This window comes from Paenibacillus sp. FSL H7-0323, assembly GCF_038002725.1.
GTDB lineage: Bacteria > Bacillota > Bacilli > Paenibacillales > Paenibacillaceae > Paenibacillus_AQ > Paenibacillus_AQ odorifer.
The window spans coordinates 1,570,631-1,595,344 of sequence record NZ_JBBODB010000001.1; the positions used below are offsets into that span (position 1 = coordinate 1,570,631).

General features: G+C 43.0%; 26 protein-coding genes. 20 read left to right on the forward strand and 6 right to left on the reverse strand.

Going from position 1 to position 24,714, the window contains the following annotated elements; all coding sequences use genetic code 11:
* Positions 1-191 precede the first annotated feature (191 nt).
* The 11 genes from MHH89_RS07165 to MHH89_RS07215 all read left to right on the forward strand — a co-directional run bounded on the left by MHH89_RS07165 (position 192) and on the right by MHH89_RS07215 (position 12,098).
* Positions 192-1,118, forward strand: a complete 927-nt coding sequence (locus MHH89_RS07165; protein ID WP_076126570.1) for an ADP-ribosylglycohydrolase family protein — start codon at positions 192-194, stop codon at positions 1,116-1,118.
* Positions 1,119-1,162: 44 nt separating this feature from the next.
* The gene (locus MHH89_RS07170) at positions 1,163-2,812 is read left to right on the forward strand and encodes a DUF6138 family protein (RefSeq protein WP_341086719.1); all 1,650 of its coding nucleotides are present in this window, start codon (positions 1,163-1,165) and stop codon (positions 2,810-2,812) included.
* Between the two features lie 602 nt (positions 2,813-3,414).
* Positions 3,415-4,095 (forward strand): nicotinamide riboside transporter PnuC, encoded by a 681-nt coding sequence (gene pnuC / locus MHH89_RS07175; protein WP_076217644.1) that lies wholly within the window; start codon positions 3,415-3,417, stop codon positions 4,093-4,095.
* Positions 4,092-5,102 (forward strand): AAA family ATPase, encoded by a 1,011-nt coding sequence (locus MHH89_RS07180; protein ID WP_341086720.1) that lies wholly within the window; start codon positions 4,092-4,094, stop codon positions 5,100-5,102. Before pnuC ends, MHH89_RS07180 begins: the two co-directional genes overlap by 4 nt.
* Before the next feature lie 26 nt (positions 5,103-5,128).
* Positions 5,129-6,016 (forward strand): NUDIX domain-containing protein, encoded by an 888-nt coding sequence (locus tag MHH89_RS07185; protein ID WP_341086722.1) that lies wholly within the window; start codon positions 5,129-5,131, stop codon positions 6,014-6,016.
* A gap of 2 nt (positions 6,017-6,018) precedes the next feature.
* Positions 6,019-6,570: an NADAR family protein gene (locus MHH89_RS07190; RefSeq protein WP_341086723.1), complete on the forward strand. Its 552-nt coding sequence runs from the start codon at positions 6,019-6,021 to the stop codon at positions 6,568-6,570.
* 59 nt (positions 6,571-6,629) lie between these two features.
* Positions 6,630-6,863 carry a hypothetical protein gene (locus MHH89_RS07195; protein ID WP_341086724.1) on the forward strand — a complete coding sequence of 78 codons (234 nt, stop codon included), beginning with the start codon at positions 6,630-6,632 and terminating at the stop codon, positions 6,861-6,863.
* Between the two features lie 302 nt (positions 6,864-7,165).
* Positions 7,166-9,121, forward strand: coding sequence for an AraC family transcriptional regulator (locus tag MHH89_RS07200; protein WP_341086725.1), 1,956 nt, complete (start codon positions 7,166-7,168; stop codon positions 9,119-9,121).
* A gap of 74 nt (positions 9,122-9,195) precedes the next feature.
* A complete protein-coding gene (locus MHH89_RS07205) occupies positions 9,196-10,221 on the forward strand; it encodes a FecCD family ABC transporter permease (protein ID WP_445739124.1) in 1,026 nt (341 codons plus the stop codon).
* On the forward strand, positions 10,218-11,231 hold the full coding sequence (locus MHH89_RS07210) for a FecCD family ABC transporter permease (RefSeq protein ID WP_076179405.1): 1,014 nt from the start codon (positions 10,218-10,220) through the stop codon (positions 11,229-11,231). Before MHH89_RS07205 ends, MHH89_RS07210 begins: the two co-directional genes overlap by 4 nt.
* Before the next feature lie 9 nt (positions 11,232-11,240).
* Positions 11,241-12,098: an ABC transporter ATP-binding protein gene (locus MHH89_RS07215; RefSeq protein WP_076190254.1), complete on the forward strand. Its 858-nt coding sequence runs from the start codon at positions 11,241-11,243 to the stop codon at positions 12,096-12,098.
* Positions 12,099-12,644: 546 nt separating this feature from the next.
* On the opposite strand, the gene MHH89_RS07220 is transcribed toward MHH89_RS07215, so the two are convergent.
* Positions 12,645-13,556 carry a helix-turn-helix transcriptional regulator gene (locus tag MHH89_RS07220; protein ID WP_076126589.1) on the reverse strand — a complete coding sequence of 304 codons (912 nt, stop codon included), beginning with the start codon at positions 13,554-13,556 and terminating at the stop codon, positions 12,645-12,647.
* Positions 13,557-13,655: 99 nt separating this feature from the next.
* On the opposite strand from MHH89_RS07220, the gene MHH89_RS07225 reads away from it, so the two are divergent.
* The 3 genes from MHH89_RS07225 to MHH89_RS07235 all read left to right on the forward strand — a co-directional run bounded on the left by MHH89_RS07225 (position 13,656) and on the right by MHH89_RS07235 (position 15,578).
* Positions 13,656-14,597, forward strand: coding sequence for an alpha/beta fold hydrolase (locus tag MHH89_RS07225; protein ID WP_076281777.1), 942 nt, complete (start codon positions 13,656-13,658; stop codon positions 14,595-14,597).
* Positions 14,573-15,163 (forward strand): YdeI/OmpD-associated family protein, encoded by a 591-nt coding sequence (locus MHH89_RS07230; RefSeq protein ID WP_232061375.1) that lies wholly within the window; start codon positions 14,573-14,575, stop codon positions 15,161-15,163. Before MHH89_RS07225 ends, MHH89_RS07230 begins: the two co-directional genes overlap by 25 nt.
* A gap of 244 nt (positions 15,164-15,407) precedes the next feature.
* Positions 15,408-15,578 carry an alpha/beta fold hydrolase gene (locus MHH89_RS07235; protein WP_217696906.1) on the forward strand — a complete coding sequence of 57 codons (171 nt, stop codon included), beginning with the start codon at positions 15,408-15,410 and terminating at the stop codon, positions 15,576-15,578.
* 20 nt (positions 15,579-15,598) lie between these two features.
* Here the strand turns inward: MHH89_RS07235 and MHH89_RS07240 are convergent, their stop codons facing one another.
* Positions 15,599-15,916 (reverse strand): hypothetical protein, encoded by a 318-nt coding sequence (locus tag MHH89_RS07240; protein WP_076302981.1) that lies wholly within the window; start codon positions 15,914-15,916, stop codon positions 15,599-15,601.
* Between the two features lie 346 nt (positions 15,917-16,262).
* On the opposite strand from MHH89_RS07240, the gene MHH89_RS07245 reads away from it, so the two are divergent.
* Together MHH89_RS07245 and MHH89_RS07250 are read left to right on the forward strand one after the other, a co-directional pair.
* Positions 16,263-17,756 carry an SMI1/KNR4 family protein gene (locus MHH89_RS07245; RefSeq protein WP_076281776.1) on the forward strand — a complete coding sequence of 498 codons (1,494 nt, stop codon included), beginning with the start codon at positions 16,263-16,265 and terminating at the stop codon, positions 17,754-17,756.
* A 366-nt stretch (positions 17,757-18,122) separates the two neighbouring features.
* Entirely contained in the window at positions 18,123-19,595 is a 1,473-nt protein-coding gene (locus MHH89_RS07250) for a serine hydrolase domain-containing protein (RefSeq protein WP_341086729.1), read from the forward strand.
* Positions 19,596-19,811: 216 nt separating this feature from the next.
* Here MHH89_RS07250 and MHH89_RS07255 read toward each other — a convergent pair whose 3' ends face one another.
* The 4 genes from MHH89_RS07255 to MHH89_RS07270 form a co-directional block, all read right to left on the reverse strand.
* Positions 19,812-20,162 (reverse strand): hypothetical protein, encoded by a 351-nt coding sequence (locus MHH89_RS07255; RefSeq protein ID WP_036677002.1) that lies wholly within the window; start codon positions 20,160-20,162, stop codon positions 19,812-19,814.
* Entirely contained in the window at positions 20,152-20,391 is a 240-nt protein-coding gene (locus MHH89_RS07260; protein WP_036677000.1) for a helix-turn-helix transcriptional regulator, read from the reverse strand. The genes MHH89_RS07255 and MHH89_RS07260 overlap by 11 nt, the downstream gene beginning before the upstream one ends.
* A 292-nt stretch (positions 20,392-20,683) precedes the next feature.
* Positions 20,684-21,253, reverse strand: a complete 570-nt coding sequence (locus MHH89_RS07265; RefSeq protein WP_076281774.1) for an MFS transporter — start codon at positions 21,251-21,253, stop codon at positions 20,684-20,686.
* Between the two features lie 85 nt (positions 21,254-21,338).
* Complete coding sequence (locus MHH89_RS07270) at positions 21,339-22,262, reverse strand: ketopantoate reductase family protein (RefSeq protein WP_076281773.1); 924 nt, start codon at positions 22,260-22,262, stop codon at positions 21,339-21,341.
* A 148-nt stretch (positions 22,263-22,410) separates the two neighbouring features.
* Between MHH89_RS07270 and MHH89_RS07275 the strand changes: the two genes are divergently transcribed.
* The 4 genes from MHH89_RS07275 to MHH89_RS07290 all read left to right on the forward strand — a co-directional run bounded on the left by MHH89_RS07275 (position 22,411) and on the right by MHH89_RS07290 (position 24,669).
* The gene (locus MHH89_RS07275; protein ID WP_076217632.1) at positions 22,411-22,962 is read left to right on the forward strand and encodes a TetR/AcrR family transcriptional regulator; all 552 of its coding nucleotides are present in this window, start codon (positions 22,411-22,413) and stop codon (positions 22,960-22,962) included.
* Positions 22,963-23,370: 408 nt separating this feature from the next.
* Complete coding sequence (locus MHH89_RS07280; RefSeq protein WP_076106729.1) at positions 23,371-23,604, forward strand: transcriptional regulator; 234 nt, start codon at positions 23,371-23,373, stop codon at positions 23,602-23,604.
* 374 nt (positions 23,605-23,978) lie between these two features.
* Positions 23,979-24,269, forward strand: coding sequence for a hypothetical protein (locus MHH89_RS07285; protein ID WP_076281772.1), 291 nt, complete (start codon positions 23,979-23,981; stop codon positions 24,267-24,269).
* Positions 24,229-24,669, forward strand: a complete 441-nt coding sequence (locus tag MHH89_RS07290; RefSeq protein ID WP_139332083.1) for a multidrug efflux MFS transporter — start codon at positions 24,229-24,231, stop codon at positions 24,667-24,669. The genes MHH89_RS07285 and MHH89_RS07290 overlap by 41 nt, the downstream gene beginning before the upstream one ends.
* Positions 24,670-24,714: the final 45 nt, after the last annotated feature.

The following is a 24,714-nucleotide window of genomic DNA, read 5'->3' on the forward strand; positions in this document are numbered from 1 at the left end:
AACAGCCTCATCTTTTGTTATATATTATTGATTTCAAAAAAGGCTTAGATTACTATCGTATTGTTCATTGGAAGCTTATTTCTTCAATTTTTATTTACATGATGCAAAACAGTTTAAATATTGATAGGGTAGGCTTATATATTTGTAGACAGCTTGATCCAAATTATATCTAGTGATAAGGAGAATACAACATGTGGGATAAGATTAAGGGTGGGCTTTACGGCTTATTGATTGGAGATGCTCTTGGTGTCCCCTATGAATTCAGATCAGCGGAGCAGCTCCCACCTCTGGAGCAGATTGAGTTTACTCCTCCTGTGGGCTTTCAGCCCACCTACCGAGATGTTCCTGCCGGCACCTGGTCGGATGATGGTGCGCAGGCACTATGTCTGCTGGAGAGTCTGATCGATAAAGGTACACTGGAGCTAACTGATTTTGCTGACAAATTGGTCGACTGGTATCATGAAGGTAGATGGGCAGTAGCCCAACAAGTTTTTGATGTTGGAATACAAACCAGTCGTACGTTGTCTACTTATTACCAAGGAATGTCCCCTTACGAGAGTGGCAATACAGTTCCTGATGGGAAAGGGAATGGGGCGCTAATGCGCGTGCTACCACTTGCCTTGTGGCACAAAGGAACAGATAAACAACTCGTTCAGGATGCACATACTCAATGCCTTGTAACTCATGCACATATCTGTAATCAGGTATGTTGTGCCTTCTATGTGTTAATTGCACGTGAACTGTTGCAAGAGCAAGACTTCAATCTGTGCTACCGAACTGCTCTTAGCAAGCTTCGAACGATCTACCAGCAGATGCCTGAGCATGAACGGGAGCTCGAAGAGAACATTCATCCAGATAAAGTATTCTATGGCGAAGGATCTGGTTATGTTGTGGATTCCTTGTTCAGTGCGTGTATGATCCTCCAAACCTGCACTTCCTACGAAGATGCCGTCAAACGAGCAGTTGCCTTAGGCAACGACACGGATACAACAGCCTGTATCACAGGTGGTCTTGCCGGAATCCGATATGGGTATGAGCATATCCCTCAGCGCTGGATCAACCAGCTGCGAGAGACAGATCTGGTTGATCAACTGCTGCTCCGTCTTCAATCTGCATGAGGAGTACTAGGTTCTATTAGCACTAACTATGAGGAGGAATGGGAATGAACGCAGCAGTACAGAGGTTTTTAGACGATGTGTGGAGCGAGATGATAACCATATACAACAAAGAGACTATAAGAATAAATGAATTCATAGGAAATCGTCCGCTCCAGGCAGGGATAAAGGATTATCTTCAGGTAGCTTGGCGTGACGGAAAAATACATATTGAAGTTGAAGAACCGTTCGATTGGACGGACAGCTCTTATGAAATCGAAGCAGGTCCTTATATCGCCGAACTCACGGATGAATTAATTAGATCTGAACTTTACCCGGCATTATGCAAGAGAGTGGAGGAGCTTTTTTTATCAGAGAAGTTAGGTCCTCGTTTTTTTGATTACCGATTCCAGATCGTACTTTCCTTTGAAATGGAGGACGAAGACTTAACACTTTGCGTGCATCTGGTTAACGAAGAGAAGCTGAACGAACTCCGCAAATCATTACAGAAGTTTATAACATCCAAAATCATGTCTGATCTTCCCGTATTGCCGAGTGTTGATGACCAGTTTTTCTTTTCTCATCACTTGATGAACCCTGATCTTATAAAGCAAGAAGAAAATGCGGTTGGCCCATTAATTGAGCATTTATCCGACAAGCTCAGAAGTAATAGGCGACGCTTAGACGAATGGACTGGCCAGTATACTTTGGCTATGGATAATTGGATTCAAAATATTTTTCTTCCATGCTATTTTGTGCGTACAGGCAGCTTTAGAATGGATTGGATACCTAAAGAGGATATGGCGCTTATGGATCCGAATGCAGATCAACTTTCCTTTTTTGTATATGCCGCTCTGCAAATTGGAAAAACGAAACCGGACATCCGGGAACAATATTTGAAACTAGCTGTCCAGCTTGGTTCAAAACACGCAGCGGAGTATATCCTGGGGGGAAGCGGGAAATTCACTCCAGTATATAAAGGGACCCGTGTTGAAGTTGATAATAATGATGTAACACAGAGCATTGAAGTCCGGATTTTGAACGAGGAGGAAGCAGCTTATGGAGAAGCATTGGATCACATTACCCAATTGCTGCAGCAGGGATTCCCGAAGGAATATCACCTGAAGCTGAAAAGCAAACAAAGGAACTATCTTCCTCTAAAAAAAATGGCTAAATCAGGTCTTCATCAGTTTTTTGCTGGTGCACTAGCCTATCCGTCTCTTTTTCCTAAGCTGGCTGCGTATGCGGATATCGCAATGGAGCCCTATGCGTGGTACAAGGACACGGAACCGGGTGAAAAGTCGGTCATGCCTGGTACCTATGCTGTACTCGGATTAGGATTATATAGCAAGGAATATTTCTCACTCGTCTCTCGTTATATGGAGATGGTAGATTCGGAGCACCAAATGATACAGCATAGTTATGCGGAGACCTTTATTGATACGCACGGTGTGGAGGCTGAGCTTATGCCAGTTCTAGTCGACATTCTGCTAGCAGGAAATGAGGAAGCAAGATCTGTCAAAAACTTCGTGATCGATCGGGTCGAGCTTGCAGAAGCGCTGCTTCAAGAGCTGTCGCCTAAAGAAATATATGAACGGGAGCAGGTTCTATACCGGATATTCGGAAGCCGTGCAAAGCTGGAAAAATCCGTGAAGTCAGAGCAGACGGAGCTTGAGCTTAGAGTTATTCTCTCGGAGCTACTGACTCTTATAAGTTGATTACGATATATAAAAATGGAATTCCCTATTGGTTCGGGCAGGAAGATGATGATGTTTTTATTGTGGCTTCAGTGGAGCCAAGTGGTTTATCATTTTATGCACAGATGAGTAATAGTGATTAGAGTTCTTGGATAGAGAGATTTAAATTGGAAGCGACAAAAGTATTAGGATTTGATGTTGGTGAACCCGAAGACGGGTTTATGTAATGAAGTGCACAATTTAATTGTGGGGATGATTTCGTGTTTACTGAAATGGTAACTCAGTATTTACCTGTTCTCTTAGAAAAAGAGGGTGATTATTTATTGGAGTAGAAAGACAGAATAGTAAACCTTAAAAACAGTCCACCTATTGGTACGTTAGTTGAACAAAATTAGAGGAAATCCCTTTTAATAGGGGTTTCTTTTTATTTTTACAAATTTAAAGTTAGTTCTGTTGAGAAGCCTTAAATAAGTACCTGTCTGTCGAAATAGGAAGAATTTGCTTGCCCTTCGCAGAATTTTCTGTTATTTTTGATAGTAACAATATGTTATTAACAAAATGATACTAAGTATAACTAATTTTTTTCGCTCTATGAATGAGTGGAAAAAGCGGAGGGATACAAGATGAAAAAGGTGGCGGCTAACTGGAATCTGTTCGAAATTACGTGGTTGATACTATTTACCTCAATCGCTGTCGGGTTTACAGTGATTACAAAGGACTCTTTATTCGGATTCACGGTATTTATTACTGGGGTGTTATGCGTGGTGCTTGCAGCGAAGGGCAACCTGATGAGCTATGTTTTCGGCATGTACAATACCATCGGTTATGCTTATTTGGCCTATATTAACGGTTTGTTTGGAGAGGTTATGCTGAATCTGCTATTCTTTGTTCCAATGAATGTCATTGGCTTCTACATGTGGAAAAATAATCGCCAAAAAGACGGTAGACTGACCATGCGGCAGATGGATCTTAGAAGACTGCTCCTCGTTGGGATGGTCTGTGTAATCGGCTGTTTAGTGCTCGGATTTGGGCTTTCGTTCATTCCGGGACAGAATTCGCCTTACATTGATGCCACTACAACGGTGCTATCTGTTGTGGCGACCTTCTTAATGGTTAGAAGATTCAAGGAACAATGGCTGGTCTATATCGTGCTAAATCTCTTTACGGTGCTGCTGTGGGCGATTCGCATGCTGGAGGGCAGCGGGGAAGGCCTACTGATGATCGTGATGTGGAGCGCGTATCTGGTCAACGCAGTTTACGGGTACTATATTTGGAATAAAGGGGCGAAGGAGGTGGCGGCATGAACACGCTTGGACTAACACTGGGGAAGTTTGCCCCGCTGCATAAAGGCCATCAGTTCATGATTGAAACGGCGCTACAAGAGGTCGATGAATTGATCCTAGTCATTTACGAAACGACAGTCACTCCGATCCCGCTTCATGTCCGGGCAAATTGGATTCGCAGGCTCTATCCGGAAGTCCGGGTAATCGAAGCTTGGGATGGTCCGGATGGATATTCGGATGACAGGGAACATGAGGTTCGGGAAGAACAGTATATACTCGGTTTGCTGAACGGAGAGCAAGTAACGCATTTTTACTCGAGCGAATTCTACGGCAAACATATGAGTCTCGCTTTGGGTGCAATAGACCGGCGGGTGGATGAAGCCCGAGAATGGGTCCCGATCTCAGCGACGATGGTCCGTTCCAATCCATATCAGTACAGGGAGTTCGTAAGTGATATCGTGTACCGGGATTTGATCACGAAAGTGGTGGTCGTTGGAGCAATGTCGACGGGTAAGTCGACGATCACCGAAGCGCTGGCACGGCGATATTGCACGACGTTCGCAAGCGAATACGGACGCGATTATTGGACCGAACATCAGGTGGACCGCCGAATCAGCTTGGAAGCGTTCGATGAAATCGCGGTGGGTCATATCGAGCGCGAAGAACAGGCAATGCTTGCGGCGAACCGGGTTCTGTTCGTCGATACCAATGCGATCACGACGTATATGTTCGCCCTAGATTACCACGGCCGGGCCCCCGAGCTGTTAACCCGGATCGCTCTGGAGAACGCGCAACGTTATGATCTGTTCTTCTTATGCGCTGACGATATTCCTTACGACGATACGTGGGACCGCAGCGGGGATCAGAAGCGGCATGTCTTTCATAAACAGATTATCGCGGATTTGAAGGAGCGGCGGATCCCCTATATTACGCTGCGGGGGAGCCTGGAGGAACGTATACGCAAGGTAGATGAAGTGTTGGCAAAGTTCGAGCCCTACGGGAACTATTTCGGAGAGCTGAACGGTTAAATCAAATATAAAGGAGGCATACCTACTTGGATTTGTTGGATAAGGATGGACTTACGGAATCTGAATTTTTGAAGCAATACAAGGCAGGCGATTACGAGCGTCCTTCAGTGACAACGGATATGGTTATCTTCACTGTGACGGAAGACGAGGCTGACAGTTATCGCAAACTACCGGAAAAAGAGCTACGCGTCCTACTAATTCGCCGGGGGGCTCACCCCTTCCTGGGCAAATGGGCGCTGCCTGGCGGTTTTGTCCGGCCGAATGAGACGACTGAGCAGGCAGCAGTAAGGGAACTATGCGAGGAAACTGGCGTAGAAGACGTTTATCTGGAGCAGCTGTATACGTTCAGTGATATCGGGCGCGACCCACGAACCTGGGTAATAAGCTGCAGCTATATGGCTCTGATTAACAGCGACAAGTTGGAGTTAAAGGCAGGTGATGATGCAGCAGACGCCGCCTGGTTCAAGGTATCCTATCGGCCGCTGCGGGAGCAAAAAGAACTGATTGTGGACGGATACATCAAGACGCTGGAGTACGAACTCAAACTAAGCAGTGAAGAAGAAGAACTTTCGGCGGTCGTGGCGAGGACTATGACAGCGAAGACTACATCGACTGGCACGGATTATGAGATCGTATCGAATGACGGATTGGCCTTCGACCATGCGAAGATCATAGCATGCGCTATTGATCGGTTACGGGGAAAAGTGAATTACACCGATATTGCAATGCACTTGATGCCGAAGCTTTTTACCTTGACGGAACTGCAGCAGGTTTATGAGGTAATTATGGATAAAGAGCTGTTGAAGGCGGCCTTCCGGCGTAAAGTAGCCGACCTTGTAGTGGAGACCGATCATTATACCGAAAATGCGGGGCATAGACCATCCCGCTTATATCGGAGAAATTTGGAGGGTTAACGATGATTTACAATATCGATGAGTTAAGAAAAGCATATAACGAGGGGAAAAAGTTCAAATTCGTGTTTTTTTGGGGACATACACCGCCTAAGGACGGGAGCGTTGATAAAAGCTGCTTCAGCCAATGGTGGCTGTGCACGTTCACGGTAGAGGGAACGCAGTACTCATGCGCCGAGCAGTTTATGATGGCCGAGAAGGCAAGGTTGTTCGGCGATGACGAAATGCTGGAGTCCATCCTTAAAGCTAAGCATCCAAAGGAGATGAAGGCTTTTGGACGTGCGGTCCAAAACTTTGACAAAGATATTTGGGATAAGGAATGTTACAGCATCGTCAAAAGAGCCAGCTTGGCCAAATTTTCGCAGAATCCGAAGCTTAACGATTATCTTAACTCGACGAAGAACCGCATCCTCGTCGAGGCTAGCCCGCGGGACCGTATTTGGGGGATCGGCATGAGCCAGTCCAATCCGGATGCTGAGAATCCCATGAAATGGCGGGGCAGAAATCTGCTGGGGTTCGCACTGACGGAAGCGCGGGACGAGTTGCTACGGAGTTAGATTTATACAAGATTAAATTAATGGACTTGAGGAAATCAATGACAGGATGAGGGATGACCGTGAAATATACCGATTATATCTGCCTGAAAACAGGAAGATACCAATCAGTAGGAAAGTTTGGCGATAATATTTATGCATATGAGGTCCTTACGGGGGTAACCGACTCCCCGGAGTACCATCAAATTTCTAAGGCGGAATTCGATTCTTTTGAAACTTGGAGCCAAGAGTACATTTCGGATCTTAAAAAAAGTATGAAATCATTAACCGCCCCGTTATCTGCAGCGGCTACTTAGGGAGAGCGGAACTTAATCTTTCACTGCTTCGGAATATTTAGCTGTAAATAATATCTTCTACTGACATTATAGAAACGATTCTTCGCTCAGAGGACAAGAACATAGTCTCACTGGATGCCGCGCTGTGCGCGGCTTTTTTTATCGGTACAAGTTCTTGTCTTTTGTTTAGGGCAAGAACTTGTCCCCAATGTCACTTAATGATGATATACTTACCTCATTAATTATGATATTGATAATCAATATCAATTGAATTGATAGGTGATATATAAATTGCAAAAGGTGAGATGAAGGAGCGCAGATAGATGCAAGACGAAGCAGCAGCAAGCCAGGTATTTACACCGGAGATGATCGATACGATGGCCCACATTTGGACACGTTCGATCATTACATTAATAGATGTACGTTTTCAGAATGTAGCGTCCCAATACCCGTTGGAGCAGTATAAAATGCCTAGTAGCATGTTTATCTATGCATGTGGAGGAGAAGCACAAATTCAACTGAATGAAACCACATTTGGAATGGAACGCTTTGGTTTAGTTCACGGAGGGAAGGGGAGCCTGCTCAGTATTTCGCCTAAAGGGGAGAAGGTGAAGACCTTTATGGTATTTTATAAAGCAGAATTACCTCTTTTTTTCAAGAGGCACCTGCAGCAATTACTCGAGGAAGTAAATCCATTTGTTCAACAGTATGGTTATACACCAAGTAATCCTATCTTGCTACTCGATTGGTTTCAACAGATGATGAATGGCTGGAACCGCGGCAAAGCGATGGATCAGTTGCAGGCCAAAAGTTTTCTATATCAATTGATACATGGGGTGTACAGAGATTTTGAGAGTGGGGAGATTCGGTATCTCCAGCCAGATCCAGCCTGTTCTGCCAAGATATATCTCGATAAACATTACATGCAGCCGATTATGTTCCAAGAAATTGCTGATATGTTTGGGATCAGTGGCGGGCAATTGACGCGGCTGTTCAAAAAAAAGGAAGGCATGAGCTTACAGGAGTACCTCATTCAGAGAAGGATTGAAGCTGCCTGCCATGACTTGAAACATACAGAAGCAACCATTAAAGAGATCGCAACAGGATCTGGTTTTGCAGATGAGAAAAATCTGTTTCGGATGTTTAAGAAGTATTACAAGATGACACCAAGTGATTATCGGAAAATAAACGCACTATCTATGCAGGTTGATGGTATTGATAATGATTCTCATTTTCTTTACTATGAGAGGGAACTAGCGGGTCTAGTCCAGTCTTATAGAGAAGGGGAATCAACCATGTTTGGAAAAGTAAGAAGTAAAGAAATGATCTTGGCGGCGACGATGAGCTTGATGCTGTTATTGTCGGCATGTGCGTCGGGAACGCCATCGAATAACGGGGGAACGGTGAATTCAAACCCTGCGCAGACACAACAGACGACACAACCGGAAGCTTCAGAAGCAGTCTCGCAGACGAGAACGATATCCACAGTAAAGGGTGACGTTAAGGTACCGAACAACCCTCAGCGTGTTGTAGTCGATTATTTGGTTGGTGATGTGGTGGCCCTAGGTGTAACTCCTTTAGGGGTGGCGAGAGCGGCAAGGGACGGGAAAGAGGCTGTTTTTGCTAACCAGATTACAGACTCTATTAAAATAGCTATAGAGCCGGAAGATGTCATGACTCTTGAGCCTGATCTGATCATTTTAGCATGGGGCGATGAAAATTATGAAGATTTATCCAAAATTGCCCCGACAATTTATGTCCCTTATGGTGATATGACTACAGAAGAGCGGATACATTTTATTGGTGATGTTTTGAACAAGCAGGAAGAGGCTAAGGCTGTTCTGAGTGCTTATGCCGGAAAAATCGAAGAAGCGAAGCTAGCCCTTCAGAATGCAGGTCTTTCAGACGTGACGATTACTATGGGGGAATTCAGTGATAAAAGTAACTACATCGCTGGAGCCAAGCATGCGGTTGGCGAGCTTGTTTATAATGGACTTAAAATGAAGGCACCTTCAAAAGTTCAAACTGATATTATTGACACAGATAAATATTGGGGAGATATCTCTATGGAGGTCTTGGCTGCTTACATAGGGGATTATCTAATCGCTATAGGAGATACGGAAGTCCCTACTGATAATGCTGTCTGGAAATCGCTACCTGCTGTGCAACATAATCGGATCATATCGGTGGGTACATCGCTATCTTGGTCCACGGATATAATGACTTCCAGTGCATTGATTGATCATATTGTAAATCAATTGCTGGCTATGGCTAGATAAGGATTTTGACGAGGTAAAAAGAAGTACTCCAATTTGTAAATATGACTATCAGTAGGTAAGGAAAGGAAAGCGTAATGAAAAACAAGCCTGAACAAAAACGCCGTGGGGCGGTGAATTTCACCATGTACATGGTGGTAGGGCTTGGATTAACGGTTCTCATGTCGGCGGCGTCGATTAGCTTCGGCGCCGCCGACATGAGGTTAGCGACTGCATGGGAGGCTATTTTCCGATTTGATCCAACGCTCACTGAGCATCAAATTATACAAACCCTACGTCTTCCGCGTACCGTAGCCGATCTGATCGTCGGATGCAGCCTTGCGGTATGTGGGGCTATTATGCAGGGAACGACGCGAAATCCGCTGGCTGACTCCGGGCTGATGGGCATCAGCTCTGGGGCAGCATTCGCGATTGCTCTTTGCCTGGCCTTTCTGCCGGGTTATTCGTATGGGCATATGATGCTGTTTGCTTGTCTGGGAGCAGCACTCGCGACCGGGATCACTTACTTCATCGCGTCACTGGGCAAGCGCGGGATGACGCCTCAGCGGCTGGTACTGGCAGGACTGTCCATCTCTATGCTATTTGGCGCACTCAGTCAGTATTTAGCGATCAATTATAATCTGGGTCGAGCATTAGCATTCTGGACGGCAGGCAGTACAGCGGGGGTTAAGTGGGAGGAATTGCTGATCATCTCACCGCTATTTGTTGGTGGTGTACTGCTGGCGCTGGCGCTATCTCCTTCTGTTACACTGCTCAGTTTGGGGGATGATGTGGCAAGTGGACTCGGTATTCGTAGCGGACTGGTCAAAGGTTTATCGACGATTATCGTGCTCGTGCTGACTGGATTGGCTGTTGTCTTAGTTGGTCCGATCGGGTTTGTTGGTCTGATTACCCCACATATTGTGCGATACATGGTCGGTGTCGACTATCGTTACATTATTCCGGCAGTTGCACTATATGGTGCGTTGCTAACCGTGTCGGCCGATCTGGCTGGCCGCTTGATCAATAAGCCGTTCGAAACACCGATTGGTATTATATTTTCTATCATTGGTGTGCCGTACTTTCTCTTCCTGGCTCGCAAGCAAAGGAGGGAATCTGAATGATCAAGCAGCGTTATACGGTGCAAAGGGGCATTATCGTCAATATAGTGCTTATGGTGCTCATCCTTATGTTTGCTGTCATTAGCATGAATTCTGGCAAAATGAATCTTTCACCGCTAGAAGTGCTGAATGTTCTCCTCGGAAACGGTACAGATAAGCAAAATCTGATCGTGTTCGATTTTCGCCTGCCACGAATCACACTGTCGATCTTGGTAGGTCTGGGAATGGGAGCGGCTGGGGTCGTGATGCAGAGTTTGCTGCGTAATGACATGGCTAGTCCAGGGACGCTGGGGATTAGTTCGGGATCGGGTTTGTTTGTCCTGTTCTTCGTCGTATTCATCGCATCGACAGGAAAGGGCTCCTTTATTGCCCTACCACTACTGGCCTTTGTTGGCGGATTATTGGCGGCGGGATTGATCTTCTTATTGTCGTATCGCCGTGGGCGAGATATTTCGCCAATCGGTTTGATCTTAACCGGGGTCGCACTCGGAAGCGGGTATGAAGCGCTGACCACCTTCCTGACTCTCAAGCTGAATGATTCGCAGATGGATTTCATGCTGCATTGGCTGGCGGGAAGCTTATGGGGCGCTGATTGGCGTTATATTTCCGTACTGGCACCATGGGTCTTGATTTTACTCGGCTATATTTTCTACAAGTCTCGCATACTTAACACCCTCCATCTGGGCAATCAGACGGCAGAAGGGCTGGGTCTTGCCGTGAAGCGGCAGTTTTTGGGGTTGTCGATCGCTGCGGTTGCTTTATCCTCTGGCAGTGTGGCCGTGGGCGGAAGCTTCTTTTTCGTTGGCTTGATCGCTCCGCATGTGGCAAGAAAACTGGTCGGGCCCGATCATAAATTGCTCGTTCCGGCTGCCAGCTTGACCGGAGGATTAGTCGTGGTGCTGGCTGACACGATTACGCGCACGGTTAGCTTGGGGGGAGATGTGCCGACGGGAATCGTCATTACGGTCATCAGTGTTCCGTACTTTCTTTATTTACTATCGAAGGCCAATTAGGAGGACGTCATGGAAAGTATTACAGCGCAACAAATCGATATTGCCTATAATGACACGCTTATCGTAAAAGAACTGAACTTGCAGATTCCGCGTGGACAGATTACCTCGATTATTGGTCCCAATGGATGCGGCAAATCAACCGTACTAAAGGCAGTCGGTCGGTTGCTCAAGACGAATAATGGTACGGTTTATCTGAATGGCGCCGATATCCGTACGCTGTCCACCAAGGAAGTGGCCAAGCAGATGGCGATTCTGCCGCAGACGCCGACCGCACCGAGCGGTTTGACGGTCGGTCAATTAATCGCCTATGGGCGTTTTCCACATCAACGGGGCTTCGGCAAGCTCTCCAAAGAGGATAAGCAAGTAGTAGCCTGGGCCCTATCGGTTACACAGCTTACAGCGTTTGAGCATCGTGAGGTCGATACGCTATCTGGCGGTCAGCGTCAGCGCGTATGGATTGCGATGGCGCTCGCCCAGCAAACCGATCTGATCCTGCTGGATGAACCCACAACCTATCTGGACCTGGCGCATCAGCTTGAAGTGCTGGAACTGCTCTATGAACTAAATCGCAGTCAACAGGTGACGATTGTGATGGTGCTGCATGACCTGAATCTGGCAGCACGCTTCTCCGACTATATGGTGGCGATTCGTGAGGGTCAGGTGGTGGAGCATGGTTCGCCAGAGCGTGTAATGACGGTACGGACGCTGCGTGAGGTATTTGCCATTGATGCCGAGATTATGCTGGAACCACGAACAGGGCGACCGGTGTATGTGACGTACGAGCTCTTGCGTGATAATCGTAGAGAACAAGGTGTGGATCAAGGATTCCCAAAAGCTAAGGAACAGAAGGAGGCGATTGCCACTTGAAAATCGCATAGCGTGTCCTCCTAGGCGCACGGAAATACTGGTGCAGTTAGGCATTGGATTTGCCGGTGTCATGATAGCCACGATTCAACGCGTATAGCCTTTGGTGTAGCTTCCACAAGCAACTAACTCCATGAAAGTGGGCTAAGGCTTGTTGCAGAGGGGAGAGATAATAATAAATAACAACATATCCTAAATTCACAGCCGCAGGTAACTAGCTTGCGGGCTTTTTTTATTATTCGGAGCACTAGATTACGTGATTAATTTGAGAGAACCAGTATATATAACTCTAAATGAAGCAAGGAGGACTATTGAAGGTATCAGAGGTATGCGCAACAAGCAGATTGCCCGGAAACTGCAGATGGGGACCGCAACACAGCAGTTGAGAAGATCAGCTGGTTCAGACTCAGGCGCACAATCACAATAGAATCTAAACGTGGCTGAAATCTTGGAACAGATGTATCACACGGTGAAGACAAATCGGGCTGAACCGTACCATAAATAGGGTGAAAAGTTGAGTTGAAGGTTGAAGCTTTAATGCTAAATATATCAGGAATAGTTCTCCATCATTTGATATAAATAATTTCGAAAGTCTTCAACATAGGTTTTGGGCTCTACAACTTTTAGATGAGTGCCGAAGCTTGCTAAAAGTTGAAATCCCATACGATTTTGTGGGACATAAATGGTTGCTAATAAAAATCCAGAATTATGGTCTTCAATACTTCTTCGACCATACCTTTCGATGATTTGATCTTTTATGCTAGGCGATATCCAGGCCTTAATCGTGACGAATTCAGGTAGATAATTTGCTTCGTGTACTTGCTCTGACCAATCGTCTCTAGGATGAAACGCGCGTTCATCCATAGTAATATGATCGATCCGAGATAACTTGAAAGTTCGATATCCCTGTCGATGTAAACAGAATCCTTTCAAGTACCAACTCGATTCGCTAAAATGCAGCTCATAGGGCTCGACCATTCTATTCGTTACAGCCCCGTCCTTATCTGTATAATCAAACGAAACCAGCCTCTTTTTTGAAATGGATTCTTGATATGTCTTTAAGGTTTCAAGAATCTCGGACCGACCTTCCCAATCATAAAACGACAGTTGAATGGAACGATTTAGAGACAATGGACTAACCATTGCCTCTATTTTTTTTATCGTTCTTTCAACTTCTTCAGTACGGAGGATTTGTTCCAATCCGCCGAGCGCAGTTAATATATTCTGTAAATCGGAGCTGCTTAAAAGGCGTTTATCAACCTTGTATTCATCCATTATGCCGTAGCCCCCTTTGACCCCATTGACAGAGTAGATCGGGATGTTCGATAAGCTCAATGTTTCCATATCGCGAAGGATCGTTCTTTTGGAGACATTGAATAGTTGTGAGAATTCCGTTGTAGAAACAACCTCTTTTTTCAGCAATATCATGATAATCGAAATGAGTCTCTCCACTTTGTCCATAATTGCCCTCTTTTTTTACATGATTTCAGAAAGGTGACACCTAGATGTCATCTTTTATTCATTATACTACAAGTATCACAAGAAGGAGGTTTTAATTCAATGTTTAATCCAACCGATTTTCCCAAGCCCACCCTTATTTCAGCCAACGGTGTGGAACTCGAAGTGTTTGAAGCAGGCCGAGAAAACGCAGGAAAACCTATTGTACTCTGCCACGGCTGGCCAGAGCATGCCTTTTCTTGGCGCCATCAGATGGACGCACTTGCCGCAGCGGGCTACCATGCCATCGTCCCCAACCAGCGGGGTTACGGCAACTCATCCCGTCCGACCGAAGTAACAGACTATGACATTGAACACTTGTCGGGTGATCTCATCGCGCTTCTCGATCACTATGGATACGAGGACGCTACCTTTGTCGGTCATGACTGGGGTGCATTCGTCGTTTGGGGACTGACCTTGTTGCATCCAAACCGCGTCAATAAAGTGATAAATCTGAGCTTGCCTTACCAAGAGCGCGGAGAAAAACCCTGGATCGAGTTCATGGAAGAAATACTTGGCGGCGATTTCTATTTCGTCCACTTCAATCGACAGCCAGGCGTCGCGGACGCCGTATTCGAAGACAATACATACAGGTTCCTTCGCAACCTGTACCGGAAGAACGAGCCTCTCAGAGCACCTGAGCCAGGTATGGCGTTGATCAATCTCGCCAGAGCAGAAACACCGCTCGGTGAGCCCGTATTGAGCGAAAGCGAGCTGGCCGTTTACGTCTCCGCATTTGAAACATCAGGGTTCACGGGCAGCATAAATTGGTACAGGAACCTTGACCGCAACTGGCGCTTATTGGCGAAAGTGAACCCAATCATCCAGCAGCCGACCCTCATGATCTACGGCGACCGGGATGTGGTTGCGAAGTCTGAAAACCTGACAAAGTTCGTGCCCAATGTGGAAGTGGTCAATCTGGATTGCGGTCATTGGATCCAGGAAGAAAAGCCGGAAGAAACAAACCAAGCGATTTTAAAATGGCTGGAACAATGGGAGATGTAGTTTTTTTCAACAACCAAGAAGAGTTTAACGATTGGTTAGAAGAACATCATGCTGAAGCTAGTGAAATTTGGGTGGGCTATTTTGGGATAAGTACAGGTCGTGCAAGCCTTACTTGGTCTGCATCAGTAGATGCCGCTCTTTGTTTTGGGTGGATTGACGGTATACGAAAAACCATTGATAAACAAAGCTATAAGATTCGCTTTACTCCGCGCAAAGTAAATAGTGTATGGAGTGCTGTGAACGTAAAGAAGGTAAAAGCACTAATACAGTTTGGAAAGATGAGACCTGAAGGAATGCACGTCTTTAACAACAGAACCGATGCACAAGGCTATTCCTCTGAACAAAGAAACGTGGAACTTGCTAAAGAATATGAAGAACAAATCAAGGCAAATCAAACAGCCTGGCTATTCTTCACTAATTTATCACCATCCTATAAAAGAGATTCAATCTGGTGGGTAATGAGCGCCAAGAAAGAGGAAACACGATTAAGAAGGCTTGGAATATTGATCGCTTCATCTGAAGAAGGGCTAAAATTTCAACATTGCAAAAAATATATTACAGAATAAGGAAATATAAATAACAAAATAATGGTTAAAAGGATTTTTGGTACTGCATAAATCTGGGTCTATTGTTTCCCTGATCTATAGGAGAGAGGAGCTACTGTATTTCTCAATCAATTAGGGTTTAATTCTCATCAAAAGTCAGAACGTTTTAAATGCGAGGCATAAATCAAATCGCTAAATGAAGAAGGGATGAAACAGCTCATCCAAAATCGCAACCCCCTTCATTTTCATGGTACAGCCGACCCTCATGATCTATGGTGACCGGGATACGGTCCAGAGGTCTGAAAACCTGACAAAGTTCGTGCCTAATGCAGAAGTGGTCAATCTGGATTGCGGTCATTGGATCCAGCAAGAAAAGCCGGAAGAAACAAACCAAGCGATTTTGAGATGGCTGGAAGAGCAGAATGATGCTGAATAGAGTCGCTTAGCAAGCAAAACTTAGAAAAACAATAAGGACACCCAAACAGGCAAGGTCATTAAGTTAAGCTCAAAGGTAAGAACGGGAATAAAAATGGAATTCAAAACGGCATGGGAAAGCCCCGTGCCGATCGCTGTCAATACGAGTCCTGAATGAACTTCATTAACAATCTCTTGAATTTCAAGTACTGTCCATGGAGATGTCTCGTCCACGCTCAATGCATAATCAACATAGGTTAAGTTCGACGGAGTAACATCTGTTACTCCAGTAGTGTCAAATATTGAGTGGTCAGGCGCATCGCCAGCTTGCTGAACGTAGTAAGCATTAATCGTATCCAACGCGGCTTGTGGAGACAATGGTGCAGGTGTTTGTGTAGGTGTCTGCGTTCTATAGATGTTACGCTGAACCGTACCATTAAATAGGGTGAAAATTAGTTGTGAATGAAGTTTATATAGAGATAAAATTAACCCCTAAGATGACTCTTAGTTTTTTTCATATGACTTAATACAACAATATTTACAAATTCATGATACGATATTGCTAAATCGGGAGATAGATGCTCCATATTTAAGATAGAATTAATTATTGATAGAACTGTTGAAGATGAATCATAACAAAATGATTGATGATCAACCAAGAATGTTTACTGAAACTATTATGACTCTGTAGAATGGGGGCCAATATATGTCATTAGCTAATAAAAAAGAAGAGTGTTTACTTATAGAGACATTAAAATCGCATATACCAAATGTAGAGGAATTACTGAATCCAGCAGTTGAGGAATCAGAAATAAATCTTTTCGAGAGCATGATGAACTGCAAATTTCCAGAAGATTTCAGAAAGCTATACATGAATTTTAATGGAGAAGGAGAGCAGATTTTTGGCATAATGGCTGGTCTTGGTTGGATGAACATTGAATCGATAGTAAGCAACTGGAAGTCCCTTTTGGAATCAGCGTACGATATTATATCCAGCAAATCAGATGTAATAAAAGATGGGAACTACAGAGAAGGCTGGATTCCTTTTGCTGAAGATGGTGGTGGCTCATTTTTGGCAATAGATTTAGACCCCGGAGAAAAGGGCGTTTATGGGCAAATTATTACGATAGATCATAATTCTCATTTTTCCTATGTTATTGCAGAAAGTTTGGGACATTTCTTTGAATTTATCGATTCGAGTCTCAGAAATAGTAGTATTGGTATTCGTGAAGAAGAAGATGTAATCATATTATCCCGTGAAAGTGGAAGTTTGTTAGATGATATTTTGGCTCTGACTAATTTGAATATCGAAGAGAACAGCCTTATCCCTGTAAGCGGATTTTGGGAAGAGTATTTTAAAGACGATGTTGAAAGTGGTTTTGTATCTTCAAAAACATTGAAAAAAAAGAGAATGGTATTTATTAGAGCTGATCAAGCTCAAAAATACGGAGCAATATCTTTGGATATTTTAACCCATATGGTTAATCTTAAAGAACTTATTATACATGCGGATGAAATTACTAATTTTGATGTACTTCAACGGTTGACTTCTTTAGCAGAACTTGTGATAGGATCAGAAGCTTTTAAAGAGTCTGATTTGAAGTACTTGGTTTCTTTAGATGGGTTAAGGAAGCTAACATTAATAGGACTTCCATTAAAAGATATACATACACTGAAAGATATAAAGAAATTAAAGAGTTTGAGATTATGTAGAATGAACTCAATTGATAGGGGATTAATTGGAACTATAAAAAATTTGAAGGAACTAAGCTTAGAAGAAATGGAGGTTGGCGACCTGCTTTATATTTCAAACCTTAGTAAGTTAATAAAACTAGAGCTCAAACAAGTGACAATACCACATTTATCATTCTTAAAAGCTTTAAAGAATCTAACGGTTTTTGAGACAGATAGCTGTGCAATAGATGAATCACATATAGAGGTTATAGGAGAATTGAAGAAATTAAAGCAGTTCACTTATCCGGTTGGAGATTTAACAATACTCAAAAATTGTATGAGTCTAAAGCAGATTGGAGTAGATGCATCAAGACTTAAAGGTTTGGAGGAAATTTCAGACTGTAATATAGTCGATATAACTATATTTCATGCAACATCGAAAGAGAACGCGAAGTCCGTAGTTGCGGAGTTTAATAAATACTTTAAACTTCAGTCATATGGATGGCAGGTCACATGGAAAGATTAATGAAGCTTGCCTGCACTGAGCTTTATCATTATAGGGTGAAATTTTTATAAAAGAAAGGAGACTAGCCATATTGGTTAGTCTCCTTTCTTTTTGTCGTTAGACCAACGCTGATACCTAATAAAATAGTAATGATGAAGCAGAAAAATTGTAGACATAAGATTTAAACCATTGACCTTTCCGCTAAGTAATCAGAGGGGCCTTTTTTGCGAAACAAGAAATAATATACATGGGTCTGTGAAGTTTACAATTGTAATCTAATTATTGAACGTCTAGCATTAAGTATATTGGAGCGACGCATTAGGCGGATAAGGCGTACTACAGGTTGTTTATATTATCCTCGCATAATTTACTCGAAATGGAGAGCTTATGAAAAAGACTATTGTTTGTGTAATAGCGATACTTATCGTATTCTCAGGATTCGCAACACAAAGTTATGCGGCGTTGTCAGATACGCAATCTGCGGCAATACACGCGTTGCTGGATGATGCCCGTCGTATATCAGGTGTGCCGGGAATGTCAATCTCGATACTAGCTGATGATGAAATTTTCTACTTTTCTTCCGGGTATGCAGACCGTGAAAGTGGGTTGTCTGCAAGTGAGAACACACTATATGAACTGGCCTCGGTCAGTAAAGCCTTTACCGGCATGGGTATTCTGCTGTTGGAGGAACAAGGGCTGCTGTCAATGACTGACACTGTCCAAAAATATTTACCTTGGTTTACGTTAAAGTATCAAGGAAAACCTGTTGATATGCAAAGCCTTACACTCAATAACTTTCTTCACCATACTAGCGGCCTAACAAATGGTAAGCATTCTCAAAATATTCCACAAGGCAATACACCAGATTTGCTGCAAAAGACTGTGGAAATGCTGGTAGATGTTGAGTTGGCGTTCCCTCCCGGTGAACAGTACAACTATGGGACCGTTAATTATGACGTATTGGGTTTGGTTATTGAGATTGTGTCGGGACAAAGCTATGAAGACTTTATGAGGGAACAGGTATTTCAGCCGTTAGGTCTTCACCAGACGTATGTTTATAAAGAAGATGCTCAAGCCACCGGACAGTTGGCACAGGGCTACCGTTCTTCCTTTTTTATGACAACTCCATATAACGCGCCGGATTTTTCCGGGAATAAACCCGCAGGCTACATCATTTCTTGTACAAAAGATATGGCGCGTTGGATGGGCATACAGATGGGTATTGTGACGGACATACCCGAAATATTCCATACGGTTATCGAAAAATCACATCAGGGTGATATGTCTGTTCCGGCCGTCAACGAAATGTATTATGCGGCGGGCTGGACGGTAAACGCCAACCAAACGATTATAGAGCACCCCGGGGGAAATCCCAATTTTGGAACCGAAGTGATCATACTGCCAAATGAACGAACAGCCGTCTGCTTGCTGACCAATGGCGCAAATATCAATAGAAGCATGGTACTAAAAGTTAAAGAGATATTAGACGGCAATCTAACGCAGTCATATGAAATAAGCGGCACACAGCTTTTGGACATCATTTTATCGTCTACCACAATTATTTTTTGCCTATTGGCCGTTCTGTTCTTTCTCTTAGGATTACGCAGAAGAAAAATGAATGGGCGGCAGCCAATGACTAAAAAGCGAATAATCGTAACAGCTATTTTGCTGATGGCTACGATTGCCCTGTGTATAATGTGCTGTGCATTAGATTGGCCAACGATACTTATTTGGCAACCATATAGTGTTCTTACAGCCTTGATTTCTTCAGCATTATTAACAGCAAGCATTACATGGCTTGTATACAATCACCGATATAATAGTCTCATAAAAGGCGGGGGCAGAGCGCGGTTTTTTTGATTTATGAATACATGTTCTTGTCACGATCAAAGGACAAGAACATGTATTCATTGCCGCTAGAAGCAGAGGGGGGAAGGAACATAAAAGGATATTTTTGATTTTAGCAATTTATTTTACAACCCGATTGCACCTATTGAACTTCCATACCACTTAGTTAGCATATTTATCAACATTGTCTAATCCCCATCCTTAGCTGGTCCTCGCTCTGACCCTTCCTTACGACAAATCCTTTTTATACTGGATGGCCATGTAAATTCCACCAGCTAAAAACGCTAGCGCATATTTGAACAAGAAAAAGATGTTCCACATATACTCTTTAGGAAAAATCATGTCACATAGAATAATTGTCAACAGCATAAAGTAACTGCTTTTCAAAAAGATTTTATTTGTCCGTTCATCGTCTTGCCCAATCTTCTTATAAAATACATAGGTAAAAATCGCACTACCCATGAGCAGTAAAAAACCTACTCCAATGAGAATATTCCAATTTCCCGTAGATTGCTCAGCCCAGGACTTTAAAGGGTGGAAAATTGCGTTATGGATATCAGAAATAGACTTAATTTTCATTTTGATCATTTCCTTTCAAATAAGTAAAAACATCGTTTACATCAACATTAAAAAAATCGGCAATTCGAAAAGCCAATAGCAGAGTCGGCACATAATTCCCTTTTTCCATTACGAAAATGGTTTGTTTGGAAACCCCGACTTTCTCTGCTAATTCTTGCTGAGACATTCTGGCAAGTACACGATATTCATAAACCTTATTGGATATCGAATCACCGAAATCTTTCTTCATGACCATCACCTCTTGAATCAAATTATAAACTGATTTTTAACAAATGTAAAGTTTACTTATACTTAGTTACATAATATATTTATGTTTACCTGGACTACTTTGATTTAACAAAAGCCAGAATGCAGAAAGAACCTGACGAGATTCATGATTCCGCCTGGTTCACATATCGATCTAATGTAATTTATGGTTTTTGGTGGTGCATTTTATGATTTTCAGTGGTGCAAATCGATGAATGATTGCCACGATCGTGCAAGAACAATTCACAGTCAATAGCAGACGGATCGCAATCGGATTACTTAACGGATCTGGGATGGACGAAATCCATGCCTTTTAGCACACCAGGCAACAAACAGAGCAAGAAGGTATTGATAGGCAGCACGATATCCACACCTTGCTTCCCCGCAGCCTGAGCAAGTGCTGTCTGCAACAATGTTGCCGCACCACCGAATGTCAGCCCCCACAGCGCAACAGAAATGAAGATAATAGTACCATGCTCACTCCAAAGTCCTAGTACAAGAGATATCAGAGCAAATCCGGTAAGACTGATGAGAACCAAAGGACGCAACCAACGATCAATGAAAATCCCAATCACCCAGATTCCCACCAGTGCCATAATTCCAAAAACAAGCAGAACCTGTCCGAGATAGGGTTCAAGCCCCATATCATCCAGGAAAGGAGAGATATAGGTATACAAAATATTATGAGCCAGCATCCAGGCAAGAACCACAACCAAGATAGGAATCACCCCAGGTGTGAGTAAAACTTTGAATACTGAAATGCGTTTATCAGCCGACTGTCCCGGATAATAAAGCAGCGACAGTCCAAGACTTGATAAATAAAGTCTTGGACTGCCGCTGTTCAATTATCATTTCCCGGTAGTTTATTCAAGGATGCTACGAAAAAACTATATATTTAGATTTTCATACTCAGATTATTTTAACAAAAAATTACGGAACATGTATTTCCGATTTGATATCATGTTGACTTAAAAATTTCATTAAATCATTACTCAGCTGTACAATCTCATTGTTAGCATTATTCGCATAATCCGGCAACATCATATCCCTAACCATCTTAGTTCGTAGCCATGTCATAAAGAAGAGATCCAAAAGTAAGTTTGGAAATTTAAGCACCATTTTAAGTATTGGAGGATCAATTAAAACGCCCGCTTTTTGTATTTCCCTAAGATACGCTTTTAAAGTGACTGTTATTTTGCGTGCCGTCTTTCTGGTTCTGGCTGTTTTTTTGTCAATAATCTTATTCTCAGAATGCAAAAAACTCAACATGGCAATATCTGATACGGAATGTGTGATTAGATACGCTTGCATATCCTTTTTAATAACGTAGGGAAGCTTTGCTGTTTTAAATAGTTTTGCGAGGTTTTCTATGCGTTCTGTCGCTACACCATTAATTTCTCCAAATGCAGTTGCCGCTATAAACTTTGGTAGAAATCGCGCATGTAATACCCCATCTTTAATCTGTCCGCCGAAGCCGGGAAAAGCTGGTAAAAGTCTATCCCCTACGATATCCAGCCACGAAGAAAATCCAATTGAATTACTAATCATCGTAACTATATTTTTGCTTTGATTATCTTTTAGCGCTAACAACGCTGCTTCGGACCGATCATAACGAACGGTAACGAAAATAAAATCGTATACATCGTCATTTTCGAGCGTATCCATGACATTCACTTGTATCGATCTAACTGTACCTTTTTCTATATACTGCAGGCCATTTTCTCTTAATGATGTATATCTATTCGAATGTGCAAACAGGCTAACGTCAAACCCTGCTTCAATAAGCTTAATTGCGTACATGCTCCCGATGACACCTGCACCAAAAATTAAAATTCTATCTTGTTTTGCTGACATATAAACCACCCCTACTTATTAATATTCCCTTTGGATTATCCGACAACGTGTTGTATGATGTGATTATAAATCTTCATTATTCCTTGATCAACCATCAGTTTTTTATGATTTGTCGGATGATATTCTTATTCACTAGTAGGAGGGAAACATGAAAAAGCAACCCCAAATAACGGAGAAAACAAAACAAAAGTTTGTAGAAGTTTTTTGTGAGTTATATAGCCAAAAGCCGATTGAGAAAATTTCGATTCAGGAAATTTCGAATAAGTCAGGATATAACCGCAGCACCTTTTATCAATACTTTACTGATATTTACGAATTGTTAGACTCTGTTGAAAATGACCTATTGAATGAAATGAAAAAAGAATTGGCAAATAAAGAGCTATCGATGGATACGGTTCAAGATACGCTCTATTGTCTGGATAAAAAAGAACATCTCCTGGTTCTTAATGCCCTTTTGGGTGATTATGGAAGTGTCCGTTTTTTAAAACGCTTAAAAAAAGAAATCGCTTTGAATCAATTAGAATTAAACGTTCCGCAAAACCAATCCTTAACGCCATACTTCATTGAGTTTTACCTGACAACTGCCCTTTCTTTATTTCGTCTTTGGCTCCAGCGTCAAAAGGATTTATCGTCAGAAGAATTTTTCAAGTTAGTGGAGAACCTATATTCAAGAGGGTTTACGCCCTATATTAAAGAATGAGTCTGTCATTCAAACCAAATGCATATGTTCTATAACAATAAAAAAGCGCGCATAAGCTTGTTTACACAATATACTCCATAAAAACTGACCTAACTTACTCTTAAGGTGGACGATGTTATAGACCACGAGATGGGGCGTTATTGCTTATATATGCACGGAGTGAGAGATATGAACATCATTAATCAATATAGCAATGAGGATTTAGCAGATTTTCTACACAGTGCTATTATGCATCATTAATCTCAATTTTGAACAGGAAAATTAGGCTGAAAATAGGAAAACCTCAGATTGAACTAACAGGAAACATGGGGAACTTCATCGTTATAGAACCCTTTATGAAGTATATTCATGCTGGCAATGGACATCGCTTAAGGTTAAGTATTATCTTATGCGGGAGGTCATCACTTTTTGAAATTTGAACTAGGACGTTGCTTACTGAATGAACGATTGATGGAATCCGGGAAGTCAGCGGAATGGCTGGCAAAAGACTTGCTTTTTAAACCGGAACGAGTTTACGACTTTATTGAAAACAAAAGAGTGATGCCACTCAAAATTGCCATATCGATCGCCGATTCCATCGGTTGTGATGTTCGTGCCTTGTATGAATTAATTCCGAATGATAATGAAGTAAAGGGAGATTAATGGAATAAGTGGTAGGTTGCATTAAGACTACGAATGTGATCCATTAAGATAAGATAATGGGAAACGATAGCTCTATCAAAATAAGAAGGCAGTTGATCATTGTGAGATACTGCTCGGCATACGCGCGTAACGCATTCAGCTTTCTTCCCAAAAGCAGGTCGAGTATGGTTCCTGATGCATGCGCTGAACAGTGTTAGCCGGAGCTTCTTGCATTCTGGCACGATGTGCTGCCGTGGAGCCCAGTGCCTAGTTTACATCGTCCTGCCAATTTTCGTACTAAATATTATCTTAGCTTTATTCATTATGAAAAACGTCACCGAACCTAATCATCCTCTTAATTGTTCTCTCCACTGTCGGATTTGGCGGCTTGCTCTATGGCTTCAGTAAGACTGGTTCCAGCGGATGGAGTAGTGACCTTTATTCTTCGGCAGTACCGGTTGGCGCAGCCAATTCTTGAATTCAGGGTTTTCCAAGATCCGGTGTACTCTCTGACGACGATTCTCGGGGTATTTACATTCACTTCAATGATTGGCACAGAGACACTGATTCCGGTATTTATGCAGAACATGCTGGGGTATAATGCTCTGGAATCAGGTCTTGCATTACTACCCGGGTGCGCTCCTGATGGGCGCCATGATGCCGGTTTCAGGCCGGTTGTTCGATAAATTCGGAATTCGCTGCCTTGCCATCACAGGATTTACAATTATCACTGTTACAGGTTTTTTGTTCACCCAGTTGGAAACCGGAACGACTTACGGCTATGTACTGACGGTTTATATGATTAGAATGATTGGTATCTCGCTTGTCATGATGCCGCTAATGACGGCTGGCATCAACCGCTTGTACCGCAAGCTGATCTCTCATGGCACAGCAATGAATAACACGATGCGCCTCGTCGGAGGTTCAATCGGAACAACTATTCTGGTTACGGTCATGTTCAATGCAATCACTTCAACACGGCAACCTATGCCGGAGGATATGATAGGAGGTGTATACTCGGCATTTATGGTGGCAACCCTCCTGGCACTAGCCGGAGCTATCTTAACATTGTTTGTTAAAAAGTGAGCAGCAGTTAGCTGCGAAACACGAGTGATGGTAAGCATTGAATAG